We start from the raw sequence: 25,726 nt of genomic DNA, 5'->3' as shown, positions 1-25,726 counted from the left end.
CTGAAACATCCGGCTAGGCATCGGGATCGGCGCCGAATAGCCGGCCAAGTCCCGGCGCCCAGCGCTGCCAGCCGCCGTTGAGCGATCCCCATTTCCAGATCGCGGTGAACAACAGCGCGCCGAAAATTCCCATGCCGAGCGTCAGCGGCTGCCAATGGCCGAACCAGGCCGCGGCGCCGATCGCGAGCAGCAGCGCGCAGCCGAGCATATGCGAAAAGGGCGGCAGCGGCCGATCGTTCGTCGCGCGCTTGAACCCCATATTGCCGACGAGGAAGAGCAGCGCGCCGCCGACGGCAACGGCGAGATAGGCCGGCTCGATATGCCCCTTGGCGTGGGCGAGCAGCATTTCGTCGGCGACCGCAGAGACGACGAGCCCCGCGACGATCGGGATATGCCAATAGGTATAGGCATTGCGCGCGAGCAGCCCGGCGTCGCCGCTCGCCTCGATCAGCTTGCTCCCGCGCACCGCGCCGGTGTCGAAATAGAGCCACCACAGCGCCGCGCTGCCGAGAAAGCAGGTCGCGAAAGCCGTCCAGTGGAGCGCGTCCTGCGGCAACGTTGCAAAGGTCGCCCCGGTGACGAGCACCCCCTCGCCCAGCGCAATGATGATGAACAGCGCGCAGCGTTCGGCCATATGCGCCCCGGCGATGTCCCAGTCGGCCGCGTTCGACCGGCCCAGCCCGGGCGTCGCAAAAAAAGCGAAGGGACCGGCATATTCGATGGCGAGCGCCGCCGCCCAGCACAGCATCCGCACCTCGGCATCCGCGAAGCTGCCCGCGATCCACAGGGGCAGGGTGAGCAGCGACCAGAAGGCGATGCGCGCGAAATTGCGGGCGCGCCCGTCGTGGATCCCCCAGCTTGCCCAGACGACATAAAGCGACCGCCCCAATTGCATCGAACAATAGGCCGCGGCGAACAGCCAGCCATTCTTGCCGAAGGCATAGGGAATGGCGCTCGACAGCGCGAGCCCCGCGAGCATCAGCAGGATCAGCATTAGGCGGACATTGGCGCGGTCGGGGTTGAGCCAGTTCGCAACCCAGGTCGTGTAAATCCACACCCACCAGACCGCGAACAGCAGGATCAGCGCCTGCAACGCCCCCATCAGCGACAGATGCGCGAGCAGACCGTGCGAAAGCTGGGTTATCGCGAAGACGAAAACGAGGTCGAAGAACAGCTCGATATAGGTGACCGGCGCATGGCCGTGCGCGTCACGCGCCCGAAACAGATTGGTCCTCGCCATCGACGCTTGCCCTCCCCTTCATAAGTTTGCGCCACTGGCCGGGAGACATAGCAAGCCTGCGCCGAAACACAGCACAAAGATGCGCGTGACTCGAAAAGCCGGTTGCAAAGGCGATTTCGGCGACGCTCAGCGGCCGGTTGAGCAGGAACCAGCAGGCACGACGCAACCGCTGGTGCAGCACATATTGCGCCGGCGTCCGGCCTGTCGCGCGCGCGAACTGGACGATCAGATTATTGACCGACATGCCCGCTTCCTCGGCAAGCTCGTGGACCGACAGCTGGGTCTCGAGACCCTTCTGGATATAGCGCATCAGATCGTCGATACGGCGCGCGATGCCCGGCTGCACCGGAAGCGTCGCCGTGGTCGCGAGCCGTTCGGCGATCGCGGCGATCAGGGCGTCGCCCGCCTCGGCATCGCCCGCCGCGAGCGCGCGGGCGAGAGCCGCCATCGCCGGATCATCATGCCCCGCGATCGCCCGCGCATGGGGCGAAACGGCGAGCCGGTGATGCGGAATTTCGACCTCGATGCTCCGCACCGCGCCGCCCTGCGCCGTCGCACGATATTCGTGACCGAAGGGCGCCAGCCACATTTCGCCGGGGATCGGATCGCCCAGCGATGTCCGCCGTCCGTCGAGCCATGTTTCAAGCCAGTGGTAGCTGCCCGCTTCGTAAAGGATCAGCATGTGACAATTGCCAGACACCGTCCAACTGCTCGGGCCGTCGATCCGGTCGACCTTGGCGATTGCCCTGACTTCTCCCGCGTTCATCCAGCGAATATGCCGAATGCGGGAGAATCTGAAAGCCTGCAATATAGGCCAAATCTATGGTTAAATCGCACCTTCAGTTTTTGGGTCGCAAACCAGTGGACGGACTGAAGGTGCACCCCAAAACCGACGCCTCCGGCGGGCGACTGTTACAGTCGTCCGCCGTTTTTCGGGCTCCGCGAAACGGCGACCCGGGTCAGTTTGCGGCGAGAAATTCGTCCATCGCGGCGTTGACCGCATCGGGCGCTTCCCAAGGCACGAAATGGCCGCAGCCCGGCACCTTCACGATGGTGATATCGGGCACCAGTTCCTCGATCCCGTCAAGGTTGCACGGCGGCAGCGCGACATCGTCGAGCGCCCAGACGACCAGCGTCGGGATCGTCAGCTTCGGAAAAGGCATCGCGGGCGGCTCGGCATAGGGGTCGTCCATTGCGGGCACATTGGCGGGCGAACCGCGATACCAGTTGATCATTGCGCGGCAGGTGTCGCGATCCTCCCAATCCTTGAGCAGCCGGGCGATCTCGTCGGGCGGCTGGATCCCGCCGCTCGGCACCCTGCCCGCAAAGGCATGGGCCAGGATGCCCGCAATGCCATGCTCCTCGATGATCGCGTCGCTGGCAGGATCGCGGAAGGTACGGATATACTGGCTCGCCGCGCGCTGCTCGGCATTGGTCAGCAGCAAGCGCTGAAAGATCGCAGGGTGCGGCGCATTGGCGATGACCGCCCGCGTGACGCGGCCCGACCATTCGGGATGCAATCCCCCCGTCTGACCGCCGAGCGCCACACCCCACGCGATCGCCCCGCCCCAATCATGCCCGACGACCGTGAAATCGGCGACATCCAGCGCATCGGCGAGCGCGAAGATGTCGGCGATCAGCTTGTCGGGGGTGTAGGAGGCGGCGTCCTGCGGCTTCGACGACCCGCGATAGCCGCGCTGATCGGGCGCGATGCAGCGGAAATGCTGCGCGAAATGCGGCAGCTGAAAGCGCCAGGTGCGGTGCGATTCGGGAAAGCCGTGGAGGAAGATCAGCACCGGCGCATCGCGCGGCCCCATATCAACAACGTCGAGCTCGACCCCCGTCGCCAGCCTGACCCGCACCTGATCGAAATCGCCGCTCATGCATCGCTCCTCTGGTTTCATTTCAAAACCGTCTGGCCGAGCGCGTGAGCCCTGGCAAGCTGCAACAAATGGCGGGTGGTGACAGCAAGCGCTGCAAATTTTCGATTTGTCGGCTTTGGGGTGGTTGGCGGACGTTTCGGCGAACCGCTTTGTGTACCCCGGCGAAGGCCGGGGTACACAACATCGAAGCGGGACTTTCATACCTTCGTTATCCCGGACTTGATCCGGGATGACGATGAAGACGATGTTCGTTTCCAGTCGCTCCCGCTCGATCAATCACCCTCGGGCTGCGGCAGCAGCAGTGCGAGCAGGATCGCGCGGCATTCGCCGTCGATCGTCCCGTCGATCAGTTCGGGGCGGAAACGGCGCTGAAAGGCGACGGTCGCGGCAAAGCCGTCGGTGACATCATAGCCGAAGCGTTCGAGCGCGAGCAGGAAACCGGCGTCCGTCCATAGCGGATCGGTCAGTTTCTTGGTCGGCCGCGGCAGCGCCAAGCGCCGGCGCGCCAGTTCGCCCCACGGAAAAAGCTCGCCCGGATCCTGCTTGCGCGTCGGCGCGATGTCCGAATGGCCGACGACATTGCCGCGCGTGATCGCGTGGCGGTCCTTGATCTGATGAACGAGCCGCACGACCGAGGCGACTTGCGGGTCGGGAAAGGGAACATAGCCGAATTCATGACCGGGATTGACGATCTCGATCCCGACGCTCGCCGAATTGATGTCGCTGATCCCGCGCCAGTGGGACTTGCCCGCGTGCCAAGCGCGCTTGTCCTCGGGCACCATATGGGTGATCTGGCCGTCCTCGCTGACGACATAATGCGCCGACACCTTCGCCTCGGGATCGGCAAGCCGATCAAGGGCTTCGGCGCCGGTCTTCATGCCGGTATAATGCAGCACGATCATCGAGATGGGCAGCGCGCGCTCGTCGAAATTGGGTGACCAGCGTTCGATAAAGTCGCTCATGCGTGTCGCGGCCCGTTCCTGCCCTGCCTTGCGTTCGCTTGCGCCAGTCGGGCGCAAATTGCAAGGTCAGGCCGCGACCGGCGCGCGCACCTGCTGGTCGGCGGGCTCGTAAAGCCCGCGCAGGCGGCGGCTCGCCACGAACTGGTCGGTCTGGCCGAGCACCGTCTCGCCCGCCCCCAGCACCAGAAAGCTTTGCGGCGCGGCGACCGAACGCAGCCGCGCGAAGGCCTTCTGCCGCATCGGCAGCGAGAAATAGAGCAACAGGTTGCGGCAAAAGATGAGATCGGCCGGGCTGGCAAGCGGCGGGCGATCGACGAGCATATTCTGCACCGAAAAGTCGATCCGGCGCCTCAGGTCGGCCTTGGCCAGCCAGCCGCCTTCGGTCTGGTCGAACCATCGCACCATGCGCTGCACCGGCAGCCCGCGCTGAATCTCGAACTGACTGTACAGCCCGACGCGCGCGCGGCTGATCGCATGGTAGCTGACGTCGGTGCCGACGACATCGACCTGCCACCCCGCCCATTGCTCGCCCTGTTCGGCGAGCAGCATTGCCATCGAATAGGCTTCCTGGCCGGTCGACACGCCGCAATGCCAGATCGTCACGCGCCGCTTGGCCGCATTGGTTTCGCGAATATGTTCAAGCGCGGTCTTCGCTATGTCATCGAACACACTATGTTCGCGATAGAAATAGGTTTCGTTGTTGAGCATCGCATCGACCGTGTCGTCGAGCAGTTGCCGGCTGGTCGAGGTGACGAGCGCGGCGACAAGCGCGTCGAGATCGGCGATGCCGTGACGCTGCATCACCGGCTTCAGCGACATTTCGATCCGCCATATCCGGTTCGGCGACAGCGTCTGGCCGGTGCGCGATTCGAGCACGCCCATCAGCACGCGATAGGCGGACTCGCTGGCGCCGCCGCCCATCATGACTTTTTGCTGCCGCCAAGATAGGCGCCGAGCATCAGCGCGATCGCATCGGGGTTGAGCGTCGCCGCGGCAATCCCGGCTTTGGCAACGGCGCCGGGCATCCCCCAGATGACGCAGCTTTCGGGCGCCTGCGCGAGGACCGTGCCGCCCGCATCCTTCAGTCGCGCCGCGCCGGTCGCCCCGTCGCGGCCCATGCCGCTCAGCACGACGGCCACACCGCCGGCGCCATAGACATCGGCGACCGAAGCCAGCATCGGGTCGGCGGAGGGGCAACAGCCATTGTCGACCGGACGGCGATCGAGCGCGATTTCCTGCCGCCGCCCTGCATTGACGACCATCAGATGGGCATCGCCGGGGGCGAGATAGATATGGTTCGGCAATACCGGCATGCCCGCCGCCGCGACGCGAACGGTGCGCGCCGTCATCGTCGCGATCTGGCGCGCGTAAAATTCCATGAAGGCGTCGGGCAGATGCTGGGTCAGCAGGATCGGCGCCGAAATCCGCGGGTCGAGATTGGCGAGGAAGTTGGTGAACGCCGGAATGCCGCCGGTCGAGGCCGCGACCGCGATGCAGGCGAGCGGCGCCGCCGCATCGAATGCCACCGGGGCCGGTGGCGGAATTTCGCGGCGGGCGAGCCGCGCCGCGGGCGGGATCGGCTGCCGCTGGCCGAGCGACAGGATGCGGTCGGTCAGAATCTCGGCGAAGCGACCCGAAAAGCTGCCCCGCCCCGGCTTCGCCAGCGTATCGCTCGCGCCGAGCGAGAGCGCGTCGATCGCGGCCGGGCCGCCCTCGACGCAGTTCGACGAGAGGATCAGGACACGGGCGTTCACGGCGCTGCGCAGGATATGCGGCAGCGCGTCGATCCCGTTCATCCCCGGCATTTCGATATCGAGCACCACGACATCGACGGGCTCGGTCGCCAGAAAGGCAAGCGCATCATGCGCCGATGCGACCGAGGCACACACCGTCAGCCCCGGGGTACCGTCGACAATGCGCTCAAGGATGCTGCGGACGACCAGGCTGTCGTCGACCAGCATCACGCGAACCGTGCGCGCCGCCGGTATGTCGGTTTCGACCCTGGGATCAGTCAGCGAAGATTGGGGCAGCGACACGTCCGGGCTCAGGCAACGCCGACGAGTTGCAATTTCCCTTCCAGCGTCTCGCGATCGAACGGCTTCATGACATATTCGTCGGCTCCGGCCTCGATCGCGGCGCGGATATGGTCGATGCTGTTTTCGGTCGTGCAAAAGACGACGCGCGGGCGCTCCTCGATCCCGAAATCGAGATCGTTGAAGGCGCCGAGAAATTCCATCCCGCTCATCACCGGCATGTTCCAGTCGAGCAGGATCACGTCGGGCCGATTGGCGCGGCAGAAGGTCAGCGCCTCCTGCCCGTCGGCCGCTTCGTCGACCGAAAAGGACATGCTTTCAAGAATATGTCGCGCGACCTTGCGAATGACTTTGCTGTCATCGACGACCAGACAGGATTTCGACATTTATTCCTCCGACCCCGGAATTTACGCCACGTTACGGCGAAGGGGTGTCCACTATGTTAATACGGCCCGCATCACGCTGCCTTAAGCGCGGGCGGTACGATAAAATGCGACGGATCGACCACGAGCAGCGACGCGCCCTCATGCTCGATCATCGCTTCGGCGACGCGCGCCCATCCCGGCATCAGCTTGCCGGCCAGGCGCGTCTCGGCCGCGTCGATGAAGCACACATCCTCGATTTCGTCGGCAAGCAGTGCGTAGCCATGTTCCGCGACATCGACGACGATCACCCGCTGCCCGCTCGCGACCGCCACCGGCGGCAGGCCGACGACGACATGCGGGTCGATCAGCGTGAAGACGCGGCTGCGCAGCGCGAACAGGCCCGCGACGTGCGGCGGCGCGCCCGGCACTTCGACCGGCGCCCCGACCGTGACGACCGAGTTGATCGAGCGCGAGCGCAGCGCGACGCGCGTGTCGGCGATGCGCGCGATCAGATACAGCTTTTCCATCATGACCGCGCTCCTCCGACCTTACGGCGCAGCGCAGCGAGCAAGCCCGCACGGTCGTAGCGATAGACGCTCGCGCCCTCGGGGCTTGCCGAAACCACTGCCGACCGCAAGCAGATGACGGGAAGATCGCCCGCATCATGGCCGCAGCCCTGTCCGCTTTCGGTCAGGCACAGCATCACATCGGCCTCCTCGCCCGCGTCGGCGGCGGTGGCGACGCGGTAGCCCGCGCCGCGCAGCAGCGGCGCCAGGAAATTCTCGCCCCACCCGTCGGCATCGCCCACGAGCCGGCACAGCGGCGCGCGGCCCGCGACAGCGGTGCGGCCGCCGGCGTGACATTCCATGATCCAGAAAGGATCGATGAGTTCGACCGGCTCGCCGCCGACCAGCACCACACCCGCGATCAGGCCCGGCGCGGACGCGGGTTCAACCACGTCAGGCAGGCGCACGATGTCGATCACCGCCGCGATCGGGTAACAGATCACGGTATCGCCGTCGTACAGTCGCAGCAGTTTCACCGCCGCCTCGCCGGCCGGCACCGTTGCCGCGTGGACGGGGAATATCTCGTCGCCGACCTGCACCCGAACGGCGCCGCCGCTTTCGAACAGCGCCGATTGCGGCACTTCCTCGACCCGTTCGATCACCGACAGGCGGACGCCGCGCGTGCGGCCGGCGGCCTCGCGGAACAGCAGCAATTGCGTCGCGTTGCGCGCCCGTTCGGCCTGCGCCTCGCGTTCGTCGGCGCGGTCCTGACTGCGGCCGGCTTCACCGGCATCGACGCCCGACGCCGCGAGCAGCCCCTGAACATCGAGCAACAGCACCGGCCGGCCGTTGTCGGGCAGCGTGGTGCCCGCATAAAGGCCGGTCGCCATGATCATGGGCGCGGCGGGCTTGATGACCAGTTCCTCATGGTCGTGGATCGCCGCGACGCTGAGCGCATAGCTCTGCCCCTGCCCCGGCCGGATGATGACGAGCGCGCGGTCGTCGACATCGTCGTCGTCGCCGCGCTGACGCGCCAGCACATCCTCGAGCCGCAGCAAGGGGAATTGCTCGCCGCGCACCGTTGCGATTTCGCCGCCACCGAGCCGCTCGATGCGAACACTGTCGTTCGTCTCCAGCAGGATTTCGCGCACCGATCCGCGCGGAATGGCAAAATATTGCCCTGCTGCGCGCACCATCAGCCCCGAAATGATCGTCAGCGTCATCGGAACGCGCAGCAACACCGACAGGCCGCGCCCCTCTTCATTGCGCAGTTCGACGAGGCCGCCGATCTTTTCGACATTCGCCTTGACGATGTCCATGCCGACGCCGCGGCCGGAAATTTCCGTGATCTGCGCCGCGGTCGAAAAGCCCGGACGAAAGATCAGCTCCAGCTTTTCAGCCGGCGTCAGCGTCCGAGCGTCGGCCGCCGAGAGCAGCCGGTTGGCGATCGCCTTGGCAACCAGCGCGTCGGGCGACAGGCCGCGCCCGTCGTCGCGCACCTCGATTTCGATCTGATTGCCCGACTGGCGCGCCGAAACCCTGATGGTGGCAGTAATATCCTTCCCCGCTGCGACCCGCTCGTCGAGCCCCTCGATCCCGTGATCGATGGCGTTGCGGACGATATGGATCAGCGGATCGCGGATATTCTCCATCATCTCGCGGTCGAGCTCGACCTCGCCGCCACTCGTATCGAAATGGACCTTCTTGCCCAGTTCCTGCGCCAGATCGCGCACGATGCGCGGCAGCGGCGCGAACAGCTTGTCGATACGCTGCATCCGCATCTGGCTGACCGACTGGCGCATCCCCGCGATCGAATCGGAAAGGCGGTCGAACGCGCCGATCAGTGCCGCATCGGCTCCAGACTCGCGCAGCATCCGCGCAAATTCATTGCGTGCGAGCACGATGTCGGTAACCCCCGTCATCACGCTGTCGAGCAGCGGCAGCGGCACGCGGATCGACCGCCAGCCCTGCAATTCGGTGATGATATCGTCGTCGCGCCGCATCCGGATCGCCGCCGGAACCGCGGGTGCCGCGTCCGCCTGCACCGGATCAGGCGCATCGCCCGACAGGGAGGCGATAACGTCGCCATCCTCACCCGCCGGCTCGGCGCCTTCGCTCGCCAACCGCTCGCACAGCATCGACAGTCGATCGACGATGGCGAGCACGCCGGTGACGAGCGCAGCGTCGGGCGCGCGATGACCGCGGCGAACCTGGTCGAGCGCCTCTTCGGCAGCATGCGAAAGCGCGGTCACGCGCGGCAAAGCCAGAAAGCCCGAGCTTCCCTTGATCGTGTGCATCATCCGAAAGATGGAATCGAGCTGCGCCCGGTCGGCGGGATCGGCCTCCCACACGACCAGCGCCCCGCCGGCATCGGCAAGGATTTCCGACGTTTCAGCCAGAAAATCGTTCAGAAGATCGTCCATCGCGGTTCCGCTGCGCCCCAAAATCAAGGCGCAACCATGACCGACAATGGTTAAGGAGCGCTTTACCCGGCGGGCCGCAGCACCGCGCCGACGAGCAAAGACGTCGGCGTTTCGCGCGCCAGCATCACGGTGCCGTTATTCTGCGCCGCCACCGCCTGAACGAGCACCGCGGGAGCGGTTCGTGAGGTCATCGCGGCCGCCGCCTCGCCTTCCGCAAGGATGCGTTCGACGTCGGCATCGACCAGGATGCGCTCGGCCTCGGCATGCAACGCAATCTCGATATTTTCGCCCTGCCGCTCGCAGCCGATGTCGAGCCGTCCGCCGCGGACCAGCGCATCGACCAGAATCAGCGCGAGGTTGAGGATGATCTTGACCGCCGGTTTGGGCAGCGCGTCCTCGCCGATCATCCAGTTGAGCGTGATCGGGCGGTCGGCCATGATCCCTTCGATCGCGCCCTTGGCCTCGGTCGGCGGCACCGCTTCGCCGAAGCCGCCCGCCGATCCGAAGGCGAGCCGGAAGAATTTCAGCTTCGCGGCCGATGTCCGTGCGCTTTGTTCGAGCAGGTCGAGCACCCGCGCCCGCATCTCGGGGTCTTTTTCATCGGCCAGCAGCTCGAGGCCGTTGGCAAAGGCCCCGACGGGGCTCAGCAGGTCGTGACACAGGCGCGAGGCCATCATCGAGGCGAAATCGACGCGATCGTCGGTCATGGATGCAGTGGCTCCCCAAGCTCGGCAGTTTCCGGCACCGCCGCTCCTAGGGCAGCGGCCCCCTTCAGGGCAAGCGCCATCCCCTTGAATATTGCCCGGACGGGGCCACATGACGACCAATGAAGGGGGACGACGACATTCTGACCGTGGCGTTGGGCGACAGCGCGGCCGGGTTGCGGCTCGACCGGGCGCTGGCGGAGGCTTTGCCCAGCCTGTCGCGCGAGCGCGTCAAGACGCTGATCAAGGGCGGCCGCGTTACCGATGCTGGCGGGCGCATCCTGTGGGATCCCGCCGCCAAGGCATCCGCACCGGCGAAGCTCGAACTGCGCCTGCCCGCCCCCGCTCCCGCGCATAATGTGGCGCAGGACATGAATCTCGTCATCGCCTATGAGGACGAGCATCTGATCGTGGTCGACAAGCCCGCGGGGATGGTCGTTCATCCTGCCGCCGGCAATCTCGACGGCACGATGGTCAACGCGCTGCTCCATCATTGCGCCGGACAATTGTCCGGAATCGGCGGCGTCGCGCGCCCCGGCATCGTCCACCGCATCGACAAGGATACGAGCGGACTGATCGTCGCCGCCAAGCACGACAAGGCGCATGAGGGGCTGGCGAAGCAATTCGCCGCGCACAGCATCGACCGCCGCTATCTCGCGATCGCGACCGGTCGCCCGATGCCCGCCAACGGCACGGTAGAGGCCGCGCTCGGTCGGTCGAGCGTCAATCGCAAGAAGATGGCAGTGGTCGAGCCGGGCCGCGGCAAACATGCGATCACCCATTACCGGACGATCGAGCCGCTGCGGGACGCAACTTTGGTGGAATGCCGGCTGGAAACGGGCCGCACGCATCAGGTTCGCGTCCATATGGCGCATATCGGCCACCCGCTCGTCGGTGATCCGGTCTATGGGCGCGCCCGAAAGCCGCTTTCGGATCTGCTTAAAGCCCGCCATTTTGCGCGTCAGGCGTTGCATGCAGCCCATTTGGGCTTTATTCATCCGGTGACCGGTAACAGCATCGCGCTCGACAGCGAACTCCCAGCGGACATGCGGGAACTGATCGATGAACTGCGCGTTTAGGTTTCGAATGAAAATCTATTTTGACCGCGAAAGGCAATCGCGGCAGGATATTTTCAGGTTTTAGGGAAGACACTCTCCATGGCTAACAAAAGCAATGTTCCGGCAGTGGTGCCCGCGCTCGGCGGTGAGGCGAGCCTGAACCGCTATCTGGCCGAAATCCGCAAATTTCCGCTTCTGACGCCCGAGCAGGAATATATGCTCGCCAAGCGCTTTCAGGAGCATGGCGACAGCGAAGCTGCGGCGCAGCTCGTCACCTCGCACCTGCGTCTCGTCGCTAAGATCGCGATGGGCTATCGCGGCTATGGCCTGCCGGTCAGCGAACTGATCAGCGAAGGCAATATCGGGCTGATGCAGGGCGTGAAGAAATTCGACCCCGAACGCGGCTTCCGCCTCGCCACCTATGCGATGTGGTGGATCCGCGCCTCGATCCAGGAATTCATCCTGCGCTCGTGGAGCCTAGTGAAGATGGGCACTACCGCGGCCCAGAAGAAGCTGTTCTTCAACCTGCGCCGGATGAAGAATAATCTCGAGGCGTTCGAGGACGGCGATCTCAGCCCCGAAAACGTCGCCAAGATCGCAAAGGATCTGGGCGTCACCGAGGATGAGGTGGTCAGCATGAACCGCCGCATGGCGATGGGCGGCGACACGTCGCTCAACGTGCCGATGGGCGAGGATGGCGACAGCCAGTGGCAGGACCTGCTCGGCGACGAAGGCCCGCTTCAGGACGAGCGCGTGGCCGAGGCCGAGGAACGCGACGTGCGGCACGAGTTGCTCACCGAAGCGCTCGCAACGCTCAACGAGCGCGAACGTCACATCCTGACCGAACGGCGCCTGACCGACGACCCGAAAACGCTCGAGGATCTGAGCCAGGTCTATGACGTCAGCCGCGAACGCGTCCGCCAGATCGAAGTGCGTGCCTTCGAAAAACTGCAAAAGGCGATGCTCAAGCTTGCCGGTGAACGCCGCCTTATCGGCGCCTGAACGCTTTTCCTTGCTCCCGCCCCGGCGGGGGCGAGGTTAGCGGTCTTGTTCCGATCGCGCGCTTGCCTCAGGCGCGCGAGCGGTTAATTTGCCCGGCATGGCATCCCGATCCCGCGCAAGAAAGCGCACGCTCCCCTGGTATCTGCGCCCCTTCAAATGGCTCCTATGGTTCGCCATAGGGTCGGCGGCGTGGGTGCTCGTCTATGCGGTGGTGCCGCCGCCCGTCACCTTCACCATGCTCGCCGACAGCAACGGCATCACCAAGGACTGGACGAGCCTTTCGGCGATCGACCGCAACATGGTCCGCGCCGCCATCGCCGCCGAAGACGGAAAATTCTGCACCCATAACGGCTTTGACACCGAAGCCATCGAAGATGCGATCGAGCGGAATGCCAAGGGCAAGCGGCTGCGCGGCGGGTCGACGATCAGCCAGCAGACGGCAAAGAACGTCTTTCTGTGGCAGGGCAGCGGCTGGACCCGCTATCTGCGCAAGGTGCCGGAAGTGTGGTTCACCTTCCTGATCGAAACCTTCTGGAGCAAGCGGCGGATCATGGAAGTCTATCTGAACGTCGCCGAGACGGGGATCGGCACTTATGGCGTCGAAGCGGGCGCTCGGCGCTATTTCAACCATGGCGCGAACCGCCTCAGCCCGGCCGAGGCCGCGCGCATTGCCGCGATCCTGCCGCTCCCCAAAAAGCGCGAGGCAATCAGCCCCTCGGGCTTCACACGCCGTTACGGCAATATGATCGCCGCGCGCATCGGCCAGGTCCGGCGCGATGGTCTGGACGCGTGCATCTATAAATAGGGGAGCGCAAGCGGCGCGCCGCCTTCAGTTCTGGCTGCCTTCAGTTCTGGCTGCCTCAGTTTTGGCTGCCTCAGTTCTGGCTGGGAGTCACGGTCGCGACGACGGGTTTGGGCGTGATTGCCTCTGCCGCGACGACGCGCTTCGTGTCGCCATTGGCAATCGCCTTTTCGAGCGCCGCGACCTGCGGGCATTTATCCTTGCACAGCCGCTGGACGTCGGCGAGCTTTTCGCGCGCCAGTTCGATCGCGCCCTTGTCAGCGAGCGCTTCGCCCTGCCCCGCCAGCGCGGCGATGTCGTTGGGTTCGAGCAGCAGCGCCTCGCGATAAAGACCGATGGCCTTGCCCGGCAGGCCCTGCGCGCGCGCGACTTGCGCAAGCGCGATGATCGCCGAACGGTTGCGCGGGTCGGCGGCAAGCGCCGATTCATAGGCGTCGATCGCGGCGTCGAGATCGCCCTTCGCCTGCGCCGCCTGACCCTGGTTCATCAGCGCTACGGATTGGGGCAGGATATCATTGTCGGCACGCTGCGCATCGGAGGCTACAGGCAGGCTGGCCAGAACGAGACCGGCGCCAAGGGCCAGTAAACTGATGCGCATCGCATTCTCCCATCGCTTCATTTGCGGCGACGCTAACATGGCGCGGTCAGCCGTGCGAGGAAAAAGCCGTCGCATCGGTCGTGCGCCGGGGTGAACAGATAGCCCGCGCCCGCGGCGCGCGCGATGCCGTCCGGCAAATAGCCACTGTCGGCGGTCCAGCCCCGATGTCGGTCCAGAAACGCTTGCACCTGTGCCCGCCCCTCGCGCGCGATGATCGAGCAGACAGCATAAAGGAGTTTGCCGCCCGGCGCCACCAGATCGGCACCGATGGCGAGCAGGTTCGCCTGATCGGCCATATGGCGGTCGAGGCGCGCCGGCGTCAGCCGCCAGCGCAGTTCGGGGCTGCGCCGCCAGGTGCCGCTGCCCGAACAGGGTGCATCGACGAAAACATGCGTCGCCTTGCCGCACCAATCGGCCAGCATCGCCGCTTCCTTCCCCGGATCGAGCAGGCGCGTCTCGATCCGCGTTGCCCCCGCCCGCTCCGCACGGGGCGGCAATTGCTGGAGCCGCGCGCGATTGACGTCGCATGCCAATATGTCGGCGGCATCGCCGGTCAACGATGCAATAGCGAGCGCCTTGCCGCCGCCCCCGGCGCACAGGTCGACGATGCGTGCGCCCGCTTGGGCACCCAGCGCCGCCGCCGCATATTGGCTCGCCGCATCCTGCACCTCGAACGCGCCGTTTTCATGGGCGGGATGCTGGATCGCCGCGGTTTCGGGCGGCAGACGCCAGCCGTCGGGCGTGCCCTCGATCGCGCGCCCCTCGGGAAAAAGTTCGGCAAGCCCGTCGCGCGACGCCTTCAGGCGGTTGGCGCGCAAATCGAGCGGCGCGCGTTCGAGCATGGCCGCCTCTTCCGCGCCATCGATCAGCGGATCGAACAATTCGGCGAGCGCCGGCGCGGCGACGCCGGTTTCGGCGCGCGGCTCGTCGCTGGCAATCGGCGCGGGCCCGTAAGGCGATCCGTCGAACAGCGCCGCGAGCGCCGGATCGCGGTCGGCGAGCGCGAGCATCGCCGCGCGCCCCGACACCGGCACCGACCGCACCGCGCGGATCGCGTCATAGACGTGGCCGCGGATCGCGCGCCGGTCCTTCGATCCCGCATAGCGCCGTGCCCGCATCGCCTCGGCAAACAGGGCGTCGGCGGGCGCACCGCCCTCGCGCGCCGCGGCAGCGATGGTATCGAGAATCTCGATCGCGGTCTGGACGCGCGCGGCGGGGGTCATGCGATGGCCTCAGCCCGCCGGATAATTCGGTGCCTCGCGCGTGATCGACACATCATGGACATGGCTTTCGCGCAGGCCCGCATTGGTGATGCGCACGAATTTGGCGCGCTCGCGGAAATCGGGCAGCGTGCGGCTGCCCGTATAACCCATCGCCGCCTTCACGCCGCCGACGAGCTGGTGGATGACATCCTTCGCCGCGCCCTTGAACGGTACCTGGCCTTCGATGCCTTCGGGAACCAGCTTCATCTGGTCCTTGATGTCCTGCTGGAAATAGCGGTCGGCGCTGCCGCGTGCCATCGCCCCGACGCTGCCCATGCCGCGGTAGCTCTTGTAGGTGCGTCCTTGGTAAAGGAAGGTTTCGCCCGGCGCCTCGGCCGTCCCGGCGAGCAGCGATCCGACCATGACGCTCGACGCCCCGGCCGCCAGCGCCTTGGCGATGTCGCCCGAGGTGCGCAAACCGCCATCGGCGATGACCGGAACGCCATGCTTGGCCGCAACTTCGACGCTGTCGAGGATCGCGGTGAGCTGCGGCACGCCGACCCCGGCGACGATCCGCGTCGTGCAGATCGATCCCGGGCCGATGCCGACCTTCACCCCGTCAGCGCCGGCGTCGATCAGCGCCCGCGTCGCTTCACCGGTCGCGACGTTGCCGGCCAGCACTTGGACCCGGTTCGACAGCTTCTTGATCTTCTCGACCGTCGCGCCAACCATCTTGCTGTGACCGTGCGCGGTATCGACCACGATCAGATCGCATTCGGCATCGAGCAGCGCCTCGGCCCGTTCGACCCCGGTGTCGCCGGTGTTGGTCGCGGCGGCAACGCGCAACCGGCCGCTCTCGTCCTTGGTCGCATCGGGGAAGTTGACCGCCTTTTCCATATCCTTGACGGTGATCAGGCCGATGCAGCGATAATCCTCATCGACGACGAGCAACTTTTCGATGCGCCGCTGGTGGAGCAGCTTGCGCGCCTCTTCCTGACTGACGCCCGCGCGGACCGTCGCCAGATTCTCCGCGGTCATCAATTCGCGCACCGGCTGGCCCGGATTATCGGCAAAGCGCACGTCGCGGTGCGTGAGGATGCCGACCAGCTTCCCGCCGGTCTCGACCACCGGAATCCCCGAAATACGGTGCTGCGCCATCAGCGCGGTGGCATAGGACAAGGGGGCGTCGGGCGTGATGGTGATGGGATTGACGATCATCCCGCTTTCAAAGCGCTTCACCTGGCGCACCGCGGCGGCCTGTTCCTCGACGGTCAGATTGCGGTGGAGGACGCCGATGCCGCCGATCTGCGCCATCAGGATGGCCATGTCGGCCTCGGTAACCGTATCCATTGCCGATGACAGGATCGGAATGTTGAGGCTGATCTCGCTGGTCAGCCGGGTCGACAGATTGGCGTCGGAGGGCAGAATGTCCGACGGGCCTGGCACCAGCAGCACATCGTCGAAGGTCAGGCCGGTGAAGATTTCCATGGGTGCCACTTTCTGGTGCGGGCGGCGCCTGACCCCGCGGCGGCGGGCGGCACACGCGATTCGTTCGGTGGCGGCCCATGTAACCAGTCAATTCCCGGCGCGCCAGTGGGCGGCGCAGGAATATTTGCGCCGGTCAGCGGCGCGAAAAGGCGGCGGGATTGCGGCTGACAGTCCGCGCCCCCGCCGCCCTGCCCCTACCAGCGCCCGAGCACGAGGAAGAGCCCGCCGATAAACAGCGTCACGCCGACCGCGAACTTCAGATAGTCGGCAACGCCCAATGTTAGCTTCGCACCGTACCGGGCGCGAAAGGCCGCAACATTCGCGCGCAGATCAGGGGTTCCGGTGACGCGTCCGACTTCGAGATGACGTCCGGTCTTGAGAAAGGCGAGCGCGTGCGCGACCTCCTCTTCGGACACATCGGGATAACGGCGAAATATATCCTCGGCGCGCAGCGCGTCGGCGCCGAGCGGAGGCCCGGCGGCAATTGGTTCGGTCATGTTCAAATTCCATCGATGATCGCCCTCCGCACTGGGGGCAAGGATCGGCCGGCGCACGGCGGCGCACGGCCCGTCGATCAGATGGCAATCATCGGCGGCGCGCGCGCCGAATAGGGCGCCGCGGCAGCACGGTGAGTCCAGCCAGCGGCGACCCGGCCGAAGTCGGGCCGGAACAGTCCGACGGCGGGCAATGCTGGCGGCGCGGCGGACAGCGTGGCGGGATCGCCGCCCACCGGATGCCGGTCATCGTCGCCGGCGCGATAATGCGCGCTGAGCGTAAGGCCGCCGGCACGGACGAAAGGATGCCCGCCATCGTAGGGCGCTCCCGCGATGGCGGCGGCGGTTTGATCGACCAGCCGGGCCGGGGCTGAGGCATCACGCACGAGGCCGCCCGCGCCGAGCGCAACGAGCGCCAGCCACGCCAGGAAGACGCCAACACGGCGGCGCAGGTCGGAATCGAACATCCGCATCGCCTCCATATTGCGTCTCGCGGCCGCAAAAGCTAGCGCGGAGGGGTGAACGCGCCAACGACACCCCGGGCATCCTCTCCCTTCGCGCCTTTTCGCTATCCTGCGTTCCGCGCGATCTGGATCGCCAATCTGGCGTCCAATATCGGGTCGATGATCCAATCGGTCGGCGCCGCCTGGCTGATGACCGAACTCACCGGCTCGCATCTGCTCATCGCGCTGGTGCAGGCGAGCGCGACGATCCCGATCATGCTGCTCGGCGTCTTTGCCGGGGCAATCGCGGACAATTTCGATCGCCGCCGGATCATGCTGGCGGCGCAAAGCGCGATGCTGATCGTGTCGGCAGCGCTGACCGTCACGGCGTGGATGGGGGCGCTGACGCCGCTGCTGCTGCTCGGCTTCACGCTCGCGGTCGGGTGCGGTACCGCGCTCAACGGCCCTGCATGGCAGGCATCGGTGCGATTGCAGGTCGGGCCGAAGGATCTGCCGCAGGCGATCACGCTCAACAGCGTCGCCTTCAACCTCGCGCGCAGCGCCGGCCCGGCGCTTGGCGGCTTGCTCATCTCGCTGACCGGCCCCGCGACCGCCTTCGGGATCAATGCGCTCAGTTATCTGGCGCTGATCGTCGTCCTGCTGCGCTGGCACCCCGAAGTCACGCCGCCGCGGCGCACCCCCATATTGGGCGCGATCGCGATCGGCATCGGCTATTGCGCCCGCTCGAGCCCGCTGCGCCGCGTGCTGACGCGCGGCTTTGCCTTCGGCATCGCAGGCGCTGCTTTTTCGGCGCTGCTGCCCTCGCTCGTCCGCGATCGGCTGCACGGAACCGAGATCATCTACGGCCTATGCCTCGCCGCGTTCGGCGCCGGGTCGATCTTCGCCGCGCTCTGGGTCGGCGAAGCCCGGAAACGCTGGGGCAGTGACCGGGTTGTCAGCATCGCGTCCTTGGTCTTTGCCGCCGCGATGGTGCCGGCGGCCACGGCGCTGACGCTGCCGCCGCTGCTGGCGACCGCCTTTGTCGCCGGGGCGGCCTGGGTTTCGACACTGACCACGCTCAACGTGGCGATGCAACTCCGCTCGCCCGAAGAGATTTTGGGCCGCTGCCTGTCAATCTATCAGGCAGTCACCTTCGGCGCGATGGCGCTCGGCGCCTGGCTGCTCGGGACGCTCGCCGATCTGACCGACCTGCCGACGGCGCTTTTTACCGCGGCTGGATGGCTGACTTTTACCGGTCTTTTGCTCCCGCTCATCGCCCCGATGCCGCGCCGCGACGACGGCCGCGTGATCCCCTGAAATTTTTTGTCCGTACCGGTACAAAAGACGCGCCGCGCCACCTTAAAGGCCGAAGCAAGCGCCCGTTAAAGCGGGTATGACCACACATGCTACATCATCGAACGAGCCGGTAGGGCGGCTCCTTGGTTGGCTGGGGCTCCGCCACGGAAAAACCGGCGCCCAGGCAGGAGACGCCGCATCGCCCGGGGGGCGTACCCCGCGTGACATGGTGACGGAAGCCCGTCAGCAGCTCGTCGGCGCTATCGCTTCCTTCCTGCTCGACCATGATCTCGATGTATCGGCGGCCAATCTCCTGATCGCGCACAGTGCCTTTTCGGGGATCAATCCAAGGCTTGCGCGGCAGATCGCGACGCGATCGCAGACCGCCGACGGAATCACCCAGCAGTGGCTGGACGAACTGGCGCAGCAGGAACCGATCCAGCCCGACCGCGCCGAACTCGATCGCCTCGTCACCCGCCTCGAAACCAACCTCGACACCTTCCAGACCAACACCAAGGCCGCGCGCAACGCGACGAGCGATTATGGCGTCAAACTCGAAAAGCATGTGACCGACCTTCAGCAGGTGCAGGTCACCGGCGAACTCGTCACCCATCTCGCCGATCTCGCCAAGGCGATGCTCGACCGCACGCGCCATGCCGAAGAAGAAATGCGCCGCAGCGAGGATGAAGCGAAATCGCTGCGCCGCAGCCTCGCCCGCGCCAAGCGCGACGCCGAGGTCGACTATCTGACCGGCCTGCCCAACCGCCGCGCCTTCGAGGTGCTGCTCGAGCGCCATTATGAAGAAGCCCGCGCGAGCTGCGAGCCGCTGAGTGTTGCCTTTTGCGACATCGACAATTTCAAGCTGGTCAACGACACCCACGGCCATGAGGCGGGCGACCGCGTCATCAAGCTGATCGCCGATACGCTGGCGCATATCTCGAACGACCATTGCCATGTCGCGCGGCATGGCGGCGAGGAATTCGTCATGCTGTTCCGCGGCCTGCCGCCCAGCGAAGCCGCAGCGCGTCTCGACGAAGCGCGCGAACAGCTCGCGGGCCGCCGCCTTATCAACCGCAAGACCGACGAGCCCTTCGGCCAGATCACCTTCTCGGGCGGGGTCGCCGACGTTTTCGGTTACAATAATGCGCGCGACGCGCTGAAAGCCGCCGACGACGCGCTCTACCGCGCCAAGGAAAGCGGCCGCAACCGGATCGAGCTGGCGGGGATCTGACGCCCCCTGCCCATCGATCACCAATCGAGAGTCAGCGACTCCAGCGCGCGAAAATGGCCGTGGGCAGCAGTAGCCCCCGCGCCTCTTCGCGCACCGCAAGCTCGCCGCATTCGACCTTGCCCGGCAAATCGGCGAAAATCTGCGCCAGCAGTTCGCCAATCGCCAGCGCCGACATGCGCACCGCATAAACGGTGAGGAACAGAGCGCGGCTGTCGGCATCGAGGAGCTGGCGGCAATCGGCGAGCAAGGGCGCCAGCCCCTCCTCGATCTGCCAGCGTTCACCGCCCGGGCCGCGTCCGAACTTCGGCGGATCGAGCAGGATCGCATCGTAGCGCCGCTCGCGCCGCACCTCGCGCGCGGTGAACTTGCCGGCATCGTCGACGATCCAGCGGATCGGCCGGTCGCTCATGCCCGCGAGTGCGGCATTGTCGCGCGCCTGCGCCACCGATTTCTTCGACGCGTCGACATGCGTGACCGCCGCGCCGGCCGCGGCGAGCGCCTGGCTGCCGACGCCGGTATAGCCGAACAGATTCAGGAACGCGGGATCGGCCTTGTCGGCGACGCAGCCGCGCAGCCAGTCCCACACCGGTGCCATGTCGGGAAAGAAGCCGAGATGGCGGAACGGGGTGCAGGACGCGGTGAAGCGCGCTTCGCGCCATGCGAGCGGCCACCCTTCGGCTGGCACGGGGCGATGAAAATACCAGCGGCCGCCGCCATCTTCGTCGGATGCGGGGATGAATTCGCCGTCGGCGGCATCCCATTCGCTTTCGGCCAACGCCGGCTGCCACATCGCCTGCGGTTCGGGACGGATGAAACGATAGGGGCCATAGCGTTCAAGCTTGCGCCCGCCGCCGCTGTCGACCAACCCGTAATCGCCCCACCCCTCGCCGACGAGCGTCGCGAGCGGCAGCAGATCAGCCACGGGCCGCCTCGCGCAGGATGTGGGCCTTTACCGCGTCATAGTCGCCGGGCAGCTTTTCATAGCGCTCCTCGCGGTCGAACAGATTGCCGAGGCGGGCGGGCAGCGCCGGACGAACGCCTGTCGCGCGTTCGACCGCATCGCGGAACTTGGCGGGATGCGCAGTCGCGAGCGTCACCACCGGCACGTCGGCATCGATATCGAGCGCGCGCGCCGCGGCCAGCCCGACGGCGCTATGCGGATCGATGATCTGCCCGCCATGTTCCTGCGCCCATCGCAGCGCCAGCGTCATGCCATCGGCATCGATGCGCGCGCTCGAAAACAGGTCGCGGGCGCCAGCAAGCATATCCTCGGGAATCGACATCGCTCGGCTGCGGTCAAATTCGGCCATCATCGCATCGATCGCAGCCCCGTCGCGACCCGCGAGGTCGAACAGCAGCCGCTCGAAATTGCTGCTCACCTGAATGTCCATCGACGGCGTCGCGGTCGCGGTCACACTGCCCGCGCTGTAATCGCCACGCGACAGCGCACGGTGCAAGATGTCGTTGACGTTGGTGGCAACGACCAGCCGCGCCACCGGCAGCCCCATGCGTGCCGCGACATAGCCTGCGAACACGTCACCGAAATTACCCGTCGGCACGCTGAACGCGATCGCGCGGTCGGGGGCGCCGAGGCGGACCGCGGCATAGAAATAATAGACCACCTGCGCCATCAGCCGCGCCCAGTTGATGCTGTTGACCGCCGACAGCGTCAGCGCGCTGCGCGCCTCGGCATCGCCGAACAGGCGCTTCACCATGGCCTGCGCGTCGTCAAAGCTGCCGTCGATCGCGATGTTGTGGACATTGGGCGCGAGAACGGTGGTCATCTGGCGGCGTTGTACGTCGCTGACCCGCCCTTCGGGGTGGAGCATGAAGATACGGATATGCTCGCGCCCCGCGACCGCCTCGATCGCCGCCGATCCCGTATCGCCCGACGTCGCGCCGACGATGGTCAGATCGGTCTCGCCGCCGCTCAGGAATTTTTCGAACAGCTGGCCGAGCAGTTGCAGCGCGACATCCTTGAACGCCAGGGTCGGACCGTGAAACAGCTCGAGCAGCCAGTGGCGATGGTCAAGCTGGACGAGCGGCGTCACCGCATCATGACTGAAGCGGCCGTAGGCGGCCCGGCACAATTCGCGCAGTTCGGCCTCGTCGAGCACGCCGGCGACGAAGGGCATCATCACGCGCACCGCGGTTTCGGCATAGTCGAGCCCCGCGAGCGCGCGAATATCCTGCGCCGACATCTGCGGCCAGGCGGCCGGGACGTAGAGCCCCCCGTCGCTCGCAAGGCCGGCGAGCGTGGCGGCACGGAAGTCGAGGGTCGGCGCGGAGCCGCGGGTGCTGATATAGTCCATGACGGAAAAGCGCCTAGCGGCGCACCGTCACCGCTGCAAGCGGCGGCGCACCGCGATGATATAGATAATCAGCGCGATCGCTGCGAACAGGAACCATTGCACGGCGTAAGCGAAGTGGTTGTTGGGCATGTCCGCCGCCGATGGCACCGCGCTGGGCCGTAGTCCCGCGGCGGGCTGGTCGGCGACCAGCATCGCGCGCGCCGGCACGGCACGGCCGGTCAGCCGCTCGATCAGGCTCGGCTGCTCGGGCCCCGGTACGATCGTGCCCTGAACCGTGCCGCCCGTCCATTTGGGCGGCGTGAAATCGTCGGCGATACCGATGTCGACCAGCACGCCCGGTCCCTCGGCGCCGGTGCGGCAATCCGCAATCATGCGAATACCGCCTCCGCCCTTGCGATCGGTGCCGCTGCGCGGATCCCAGCGCACCGGCTCGAGACAGATAACGCTGCTTTTGCGATAGAGCATCGCGTCGGGAACCGGCGGCAGCTTCGGATAGGTCACCGTCGCCGACATCGCCCCGTTGCGTTCGTAAAGCGCGATCAGCGCTTCCTTCTCTCCCTTGCGCTGCAACTGCCAGATGCCAAGCGCAATCATCGTCGCCACGGCGGCGAGAACCAGGATCGTCGGAATCACCGGCCAGCCGCGCGGCGGCGCGACGGCTTCGCCGGGCGAAGGAGCGTCAGGCGTCGTCGTCATGCCGATCCACCAGGCGCCCTTCCGCCGCCTTGCGCTGATGTTCGCTCGCGAGCAGCGCGGCCTTGCCAACCCGCAGGCCGTAGACGACCGCGGCGGCCGTGATCGGCACCCACAATAGCACATGCACCCACAACGGCGGCTCGAATGCGAAATCGACGGCAATCGCCGCGGCAACGATCAGCGCACCGATAATCATGGTCAGAAACGCCGCCGGCCCGTCGCCGACATTGTAGGTCGAGTAGTCCAGCCCGCAGGCGCGGCAGCGCGGCGCGAATTTGGTCGGCCCGTCGAACAGCGTCGGCGCGCCGCATTCGGGGCAGAGACCGAAAAGGGCAGCGCGCCAGACCGGCGGCTGCCCCTTTTGATGCTGTTCGCTGTCCGGCAATTTAGTGCGCGGCAACCGGTGCGCCCCAGCCACCCCAGACATAGACGATGATGAAGAGGAACAGCCACACCACGTCGACGAAGTGCCAGTACCAGGCGGCGGCTTCGAAACCGAAGTGCTGCGTCGGCGTGAAATGGCCCTTGTAGACGCGGACGAGGTTCACGATCAGGAAGATCGTGCCGACCAGAACGTGGAAACCGTGGAAGCCGGTCGCCATGAAGAAGGCCGAGGTATAGTTGATCGTGCCGAAGGGGAACGGCGCTTCGGCATATTCATAGGCCTGAATGCAGCTGAAGGTCAGGCCGAGGATGATGGTCAGCCACAGACCCTTCTTGAGCCCTTCGCGATCGCCGTGGATCAGCGCATGGTGCGCCCAGGTGATCGTCGTGCCCGAGCAGAGCAGGATCAGCGTGTTGAGCAGCGGCAGCGAGAAGGCGTCGATGACATGGATGCCCTTCGGCGGCCAGATCGACGCGGCCACCGCACCTTCCTGCCCGAACAGCGAGGTCACCGCACCGTCGACGATCTCGACCGGCGCCGGAAACAGCGAGAAATCGAACCAGGCCCAGAACCAGCCGACGAAGAACATGACTTCCGATGCGATGAACAGGATCATGCCATAGCGCAGGTGCAGCTGAACGACCGGCGTATGATCGCCGGCGTGCGCTTCCTTGATGACCTCGCCCCACCAGCTGAAGAAGGTGGCGATCACACCCATGAAACCGAGGCCGAGCACCCATTTGCCCGCACCGCCGAAATGGTCGGCGTGCATCGCCATGACGAGGCCGAAGAACATCACCAGCGCGGCGACCGAGCCGAAAAGCGGCCAGACGCTGGGATTTACGAGGTGATAATCATGATGTTTGGCACCGGCCATGTCACAGTTCCCGTTTTTTGCCCCAGCGCGATGATCCCCATCATCTGCCGGTCCTTGGTAAGACTCTATTGGTTGCGGCCTTAGCTCGCCTTTTTGCCCTCGTCCACTGGGTAGAAGGTGTAGCTGAGGGTGATTTCCTGAATGTCGCGCGCGTCGGGATCGTCCTTGATCTTGGGATCGACGAAGAACAGCACTGGCATGCGGATCTGTTCGCCCGGCTTCAGCGTCTGCTGGGTGAAGCAGAAGCACTGGATCTTGGTAAAATATTTCCCCGCCTGGTCGGGCGTTACGTTGAAGGTCGCGGTGCCGGTGATCGGGTGCGGCGAATTATTCTGCGCGATGAAGATCGCCATGTCGCGCGCGCCGATGCTGACCGTATCGGTGGGATGTTCGGGATAGAATTTCCACGGCAGCTTGGGCGACACATTGGCATCGAAGCGCACCGAGACGGTATCGCTCAACACCTTCGGTGTCTCGGCCGCGGCGACCGGATCGTAACGCTGCGTCGTACCGCCAAAGCCGGTGACGCGGCAGAAAAGATTGTAGAGCGGCACCGCCGCGAAACCCAGCCCGACCATCGCCGCCGCGAGCAAGGCCGCGAGCGCCGCAGTGCGGCCATTTTTCCGGCGTGTCGCTTCGTCCGTCATGTCGGCACCACCATGCGCGCCATCGTAATGAAGAAAAAGAGGAAAGCGAGCCCGCCGAGGATCCAGCCCATCAGGTTGGCGCGCACGCGCTGGCGGCGGCGATATTCGGCTTCGTCGAAAGGCTGTTGCGGATTTTCGTCGGTCATAGCGGCAACCAGTGATCGGCAACTACGGCGCCGAAGAGGATGAAGAGATAGGCGATGGAAAAGGCGAAGAGGCGCTTCTCGGGCTGCATCCGGTCGTCCGCGCCCGCACTGCGCAAGCCGACCTGAGCCGACAGCAGCACGAACAGCGCCGACAGGATCGTCGCAGTCCAGCCATAGAGCGCGCCCGTATAGCCGAGCGGCCACGGCGCGATCGCCGCCGCCGCCATCACGACGGCATAGAGCAGAATCTGGCGGCGCGTCGCGCGCTCGCCTGCGACCACCGGCATCATCGGAATTCCCGCTGCGGCATAGTCCGAGCGCACGAACAACGCGAGCGCCCAGAAATGCGGCGGCGTCCAGAGAAAGATCAGCAGGAACAGCGCGATCGGCAGCGGTGCGACGCTGCCCGTCGCTGCGACCCAGCCGATCAGCGGCGGGAATGCCCCCGCCGCGCCGCCAATCACAATATTCTGCGGCGTCCGCGGCTTGAGCCACATAGTGTAGATGAAGACGTAGAACAGGATCGAAACGGTCAGCAGCACCGCCGCCTGCCAATTGGCTGCGAACAGCATGAGGAAGACCGAAAAGGCAGCGAGTCCGACCCCGAACTGCAACGCCGTCTGGCGGTCGAGACGACCGGCAGGCAGCGGGCGGTTCGCCGTCCGCTTCATTTTCGCGTCGATCGTCGTTTCATACCATTGGTTGAGCGCCCCCGATGCGCCTGCCCCGAGCGCGATCGCGAGGATCGACGAAAAGGCAAGCACCGGATGAACGCTGCCCGGTGCCGCGAGCAAACCGCACAGCGCGGTAAAGACGACAAGCGACATCACGCGCGGCTTGGTCAGCGCGAACAGGTCGCGCCAATCTGCGGGAAGCGACATCTCGCCGTGGGTCAGGCTCTGCGCCATGCTAACTCCAGGCCGGAAAGCGGGG

General features: G+C 65.9%; 28 protein-coding genes. 5 read left to right on the top strand and 23 right to left on the bottom strand.

Features of this window, described 5'->3' with window-relative positions; all coding sequences use genetic code 11:
* Positions 1-13 precede the first annotated feature (13 nt).
* From STE01S_RS11855 to STE01S_RS11810, 10 genes are all read right to left on the bottom strand, one after another.
* Positions 14-1,240: a low temperature requirement protein A gene (locus tag STE01S_RS11855; RefSeq protein ID WP_062767861.1), complete on the bottom strand. Its 1,227-nt coding sequence runs from the start codon at positions 1,238-1,240 to the stop codon at positions 14-16.
* On the bottom strand, positions 1,209-2,006 hold the full coding sequence (locus STE01S_RS11850) for an AraC family transcriptional regulator (protein ID WP_082813314.1): 798 nt from the start codon (positions 2,004-2,006) through the stop codon (positions 1,209-1,211). Before STE01S_RS11850 ends, STE01S_RS11855 begins: the two co-directional genes overlap by 32 nt.
* Before the next feature lie 193 nt (positions 2,007-2,199).
* Positions 2,200-3,123: an alpha/beta fold hydrolase gene (locus STE01S_RS11845; protein ID WP_058812772.1), complete on the bottom strand. Its 924-nt coding sequence runs from the start codon at positions 3,121-3,123 to the stop codon at positions 2,200-2,202.
* 272 nt (positions 3,124-3,395) lie between these two features.
* On the bottom strand, positions 3,396-4,085 hold the full coding sequence (locus STE01S_RS11840; RefSeq protein ID WP_062768003.1) for an N-acetylmuramoyl-L-alanine amidase: 690 nt from the start codon (positions 4,083-4,085) through the stop codon (positions 3,396-3,398).
* A 66-nt stretch (positions 4,086-4,151) separates the two neighbouring features.
* Positions 4,152-5,009 (bottom strand): CheR family methyltransferase, encoded by an 858-nt coding sequence (locus STE01S_RS11835; RefSeq protein ID WP_120649319.1) that lies wholly within the window; start codon positions 5,007-5,009, stop codon positions 4,152-4,154.
* Positions 5,006-6,121 carry a chemotaxis-specific protein-glutamate methyltransferase CheB gene (gene cheB, locus STE01S_RS11830; protein ID WP_003050274.1) on the bottom strand — a complete coding sequence of 372 codons (1,116 nt, stop codon included), beginning with the start codon at positions 6,119-6,121 and terminating at the stop codon, positions 5,006-5,008. The genes STE01S_RS11835 and cheB overlap by 4 nt, the downstream gene beginning before the upstream one ends.
* A gap of 8 nt (positions 6,122-6,129) precedes the next feature.
* Positions 6,130-6,504 carry a response regulator gene (locus STE01S_RS11825; RefSeq protein WP_003050271.1) on the bottom strand — a complete coding sequence of 125 codons (375 nt, stop codon included), beginning with the start codon at positions 6,502-6,504 and terminating at the stop codon, positions 6,130-6,132.
* A 71-nt stretch (positions 6,505-6,575) separates the two neighbouring features.
* Complete coding sequence (locus tag STE01S_RS11820; RefSeq protein WP_120649320.1) at positions 6,576-7,013, bottom strand: chemotaxis protein CheW; 438 nt, start codon at positions 7,011-7,013, stop codon at positions 6,576-6,578.
* Positions 7,010-9,412 (bottom strand): chemotaxis protein CheA, encoded by a 2,403-nt coding sequence (locus STE01S_RS11815; protein ID WP_062767857.1) that lies wholly within the window; start codon positions 9,410-9,412, stop codon positions 7,010-7,012. Before STE01S_RS11815 ends, STE01S_RS11820 begins: the two co-directional genes overlap by 4 nt.
* A gap of 62 nt (positions 9,413-9,474) precedes the next feature.
* The gene (locus STE01S_RS11810) at positions 9,475-10,119 is read right to left on the bottom strand and encodes a histidine phosphotransferase family protein (RefSeq protein WP_003050265.1); all 645 of its coding nucleotides are present in this window, start codon (positions 10,117-10,119) and stop codon (positions 9,475-9,477) included.
* Positions 10,120-10,238: 119 nt separating this feature from the next.
* On the opposite strand from STE01S_RS11810, the gene STE01S_RS11805 reads away from it, so the two are divergent.
* The 3 genes from STE01S_RS11805 (at position 10,239) to mtgA (ending at position 12,981) form a co-directional block, all read left to right on the top strand.
* On the top strand, positions 10,239-11,195 hold the full coding sequence (locus STE01S_RS11805; RefSeq protein ID WP_062767855.1) for an RluA family pseudouridine synthase: 957 nt from the start codon (positions 10,239-10,241) through the stop codon (positions 11,193-11,195).
* A 78-nt stretch (positions 11,196-11,273) separates the two neighbouring features.
* Positions 11,274-12,176 carry an RNA polymerase sigma factor RpoH gene (gene rpoH / locus STE01S_RS11800; protein ID WP_003050258.1) on the top strand — a complete coding sequence of 301 codons (903 nt, stop codon included), beginning with the start codon at positions 11,274-11,276 and terminating at the stop codon, positions 12,174-12,176.
* A 97-nt stretch (positions 12,177-12,273) separates the two neighbouring features.
* The gene (gene mtgA / locus STE01S_RS11795; protein WP_062767853.1) at positions 12,274-12,981 is read left to right on the top strand and encodes a monofunctional biosynthetic peptidoglycan transglycosylase; all 708 of its coding nucleotides are present in this window, start codon (positions 12,274-12,276) and stop codon (positions 12,979-12,981) included.
* Positions 12,982-13,051: 70 nt separating this feature from the next.
* Here the strand turns inward: mtgA and STE01S_RS11790 are convergent, their stop codons facing one another.
* From STE01S_RS11790 to STE01S_RS11770, 5 genes are all read right to left on the bottom strand, one after another.
* Positions 13,052-13,576 carry a tetratricopeptide repeat protein gene (locus STE01S_RS11790; RefSeq protein ID WP_003050253.1) on the bottom strand — a complete coding sequence of 175 codons (525 nt, stop codon included), beginning with the start codon at positions 13,574-13,576 and terminating at the stop codon, positions 13,052-13,054.
* 32 nt (positions 13,577-13,608) lie between these two features.
* Positions 13,609-14,799 carry an RNA methyltransferase gene (locus STE01S_RS11785; RefSeq protein ID WP_062767851.1) on the bottom strand — a complete coding sequence of 397 codons (1,191 nt, stop codon included), beginning with the start codon at positions 14,797-14,799 and terminating at the stop codon, positions 13,609-13,611.
* 9 nt (positions 14,800-14,808) lie between these two features.
* Positions 14,809-16,266, bottom strand: a complete 1,458-nt coding sequence (gene guaB / locus STE01S_RS11780) for an IMP dehydrogenase (protein ID WP_058813334.1) — start codon at positions 16,264-16,266, stop codon at positions 14,809-14,811.
* A 194-nt stretch (positions 16,267-16,460) separates the two neighbouring features.
* Complete coding sequence (locus STE01S_RS11775; protein ID WP_003050246.1) at positions 16,461-16,763, bottom strand: hypothetical protein; 303 nt, start codon at positions 16,761-16,763, stop codon at positions 16,461-16,463.
* Positions 16,764-16,840: 77 nt separating this feature from the next.
* Positions 16,841-17,227, bottom strand: coding sequence for a hypothetical protein (locus tag STE01S_RS11770; protein ID WP_156416824.1), 387 nt, complete (start codon positions 17,225-17,227; stop codon positions 16,841-16,843).
* Between the two features lie 51 nt (positions 17,228-17,278).
* Here STE01S_RS11770 and STE01S_RS11765 point away from each other — a divergent pair, with 51 nt between their 5' ends.
* Positions 17,279-18,520, top strand: a complete 1,242-nt coding sequence (locus tag STE01S_RS11765; protein WP_003050241.1) for an MFS transporter — start codon at positions 17,279-17,281, stop codon at positions 18,518-18,520.
* 205 nt (positions 18,521-18,725) lie between these two features.
* Positions 18,726-19,730: a GGDEF domain-containing protein gene (locus STE01S_RS11760; RefSeq protein ID WP_003050239.1), complete on the top strand. Its 1,005-nt coding sequence runs from the start codon at positions 18,726-18,728 to the stop codon at positions 19,728-19,730.
* Between the two features lie 31 nt (positions 19,731-19,761).
* Here STE01S_RS11760 and STE01S_RS11755 read toward each other — a convergent pair whose 3' ends face one another.
* The 8 genes from STE01S_RS11755 to STE01S_RS11725 all read right to left on the bottom strand — a co-directional run bounded on the left by STE01S_RS11755 (position 19,762) and on the right by STE01S_RS11725 (position 25,701).
* Complete coding sequence (locus STE01S_RS11755) at positions 19,762-20,640, bottom strand: class I SAM-dependent methyltransferase (RefSeq protein WP_062768000.1); 879 nt, start codon at positions 20,638-20,640, stop codon at positions 19,762-19,764.
* Positions 20,641-20,644: 4 nt separating this feature from the next.
* Positions 20,645-22,042, bottom strand: a complete 1,398-nt coding sequence (thrC, locus tag STE01S_RS11750) for a threonine synthase (RefSeq protein WP_062767847.1) — start codon at positions 22,040-22,042, stop codon at positions 20,645-20,647.
* 27 nt (positions 22,043-22,069) lie between these two features.
* On the bottom strand, positions 22,070-22,738 hold the full coding sequence (locus tag STE01S_RS11745) for an SURF1 family protein (protein WP_062767845.1): 669 nt from the start codon (positions 22,736-22,738) through the stop codon (positions 22,070-22,072).
* Positions 22,722-23,123, bottom strand: a complete 402-nt coding sequence (locus STE01S_RS11740; RefSeq protein WP_003050231.1) for a DUF983 domain-containing protein — start codon at positions 23,121-23,123, stop codon at positions 22,722-22,724. Before STE01S_RS11740 ends, STE01S_RS11745 begins: the two co-directional genes overlap by 17 nt.
* 1 nt (position 23,124) lies before the next feature.
* A complete protein-coding gene (locus STE01S_RS11735) occupies positions 23,125-24,000 on the bottom strand; it encodes a cytochrome c oxidase subunit 3 (protein ID WP_003050228.1) in 876 nt (291 codons plus the stop codon).
* 80 nt (positions 24,001-24,080) lie between these two features.
* Positions 24,081-24,647 carry a cytochrome c oxidase assembly protein gene (locus STE01S_RS11730; RefSeq protein ID WP_003050226.1) on the bottom strand — a complete coding sequence of 189 codons (567 nt, stop codon included), beginning with the start codon at positions 24,645-24,647 and terminating at the stop codon, positions 24,081-24,083.
* Positions 24,644-24,793 carry a hypothetical protein gene (locus tag STE01S_RS20415; protein WP_162928272.1) on the bottom strand — a complete coding sequence of 50 codons (150 nt, stop codon included), beginning with the start codon at positions 24,791-24,793 and terminating at the stop codon, positions 24,644-24,646. Before STE01S_RS20415 ends, STE01S_RS11730 begins: the two co-directional genes overlap by 4 nt.
* Complete coding sequence (locus tag STE01S_RS11725) at positions 24,790-25,701, bottom strand: heme o synthase (RefSeq protein WP_062767843.1); 912 nt, start codon at positions 25,699-25,701, stop codon at positions 24,790-24,792. The genes STE01S_RS20415 and STE01S_RS11725 overlap by 4 nt, the downstream gene beginning before the upstream one ends.
* Positions 25,702-25,726: the final 25 nt, after the last annotated feature.

It is taken from the genome of Sphingopyxis terrae subsp. terrae NBRC 15098 (assembly GCF_001598815.1).
Lineage (GTDB): Bacteria > Pseudomonadota > Alphaproteobacteria > Sphingomonadales > Sphingomonadaceae > Sphingopyxis > Sphingopyxis terrae.
The sequence above is the reverse complement of the archived record's forward strand: the minus strand, read 5'-3'. Positions and strand labels throughout refer to the sequence as shown.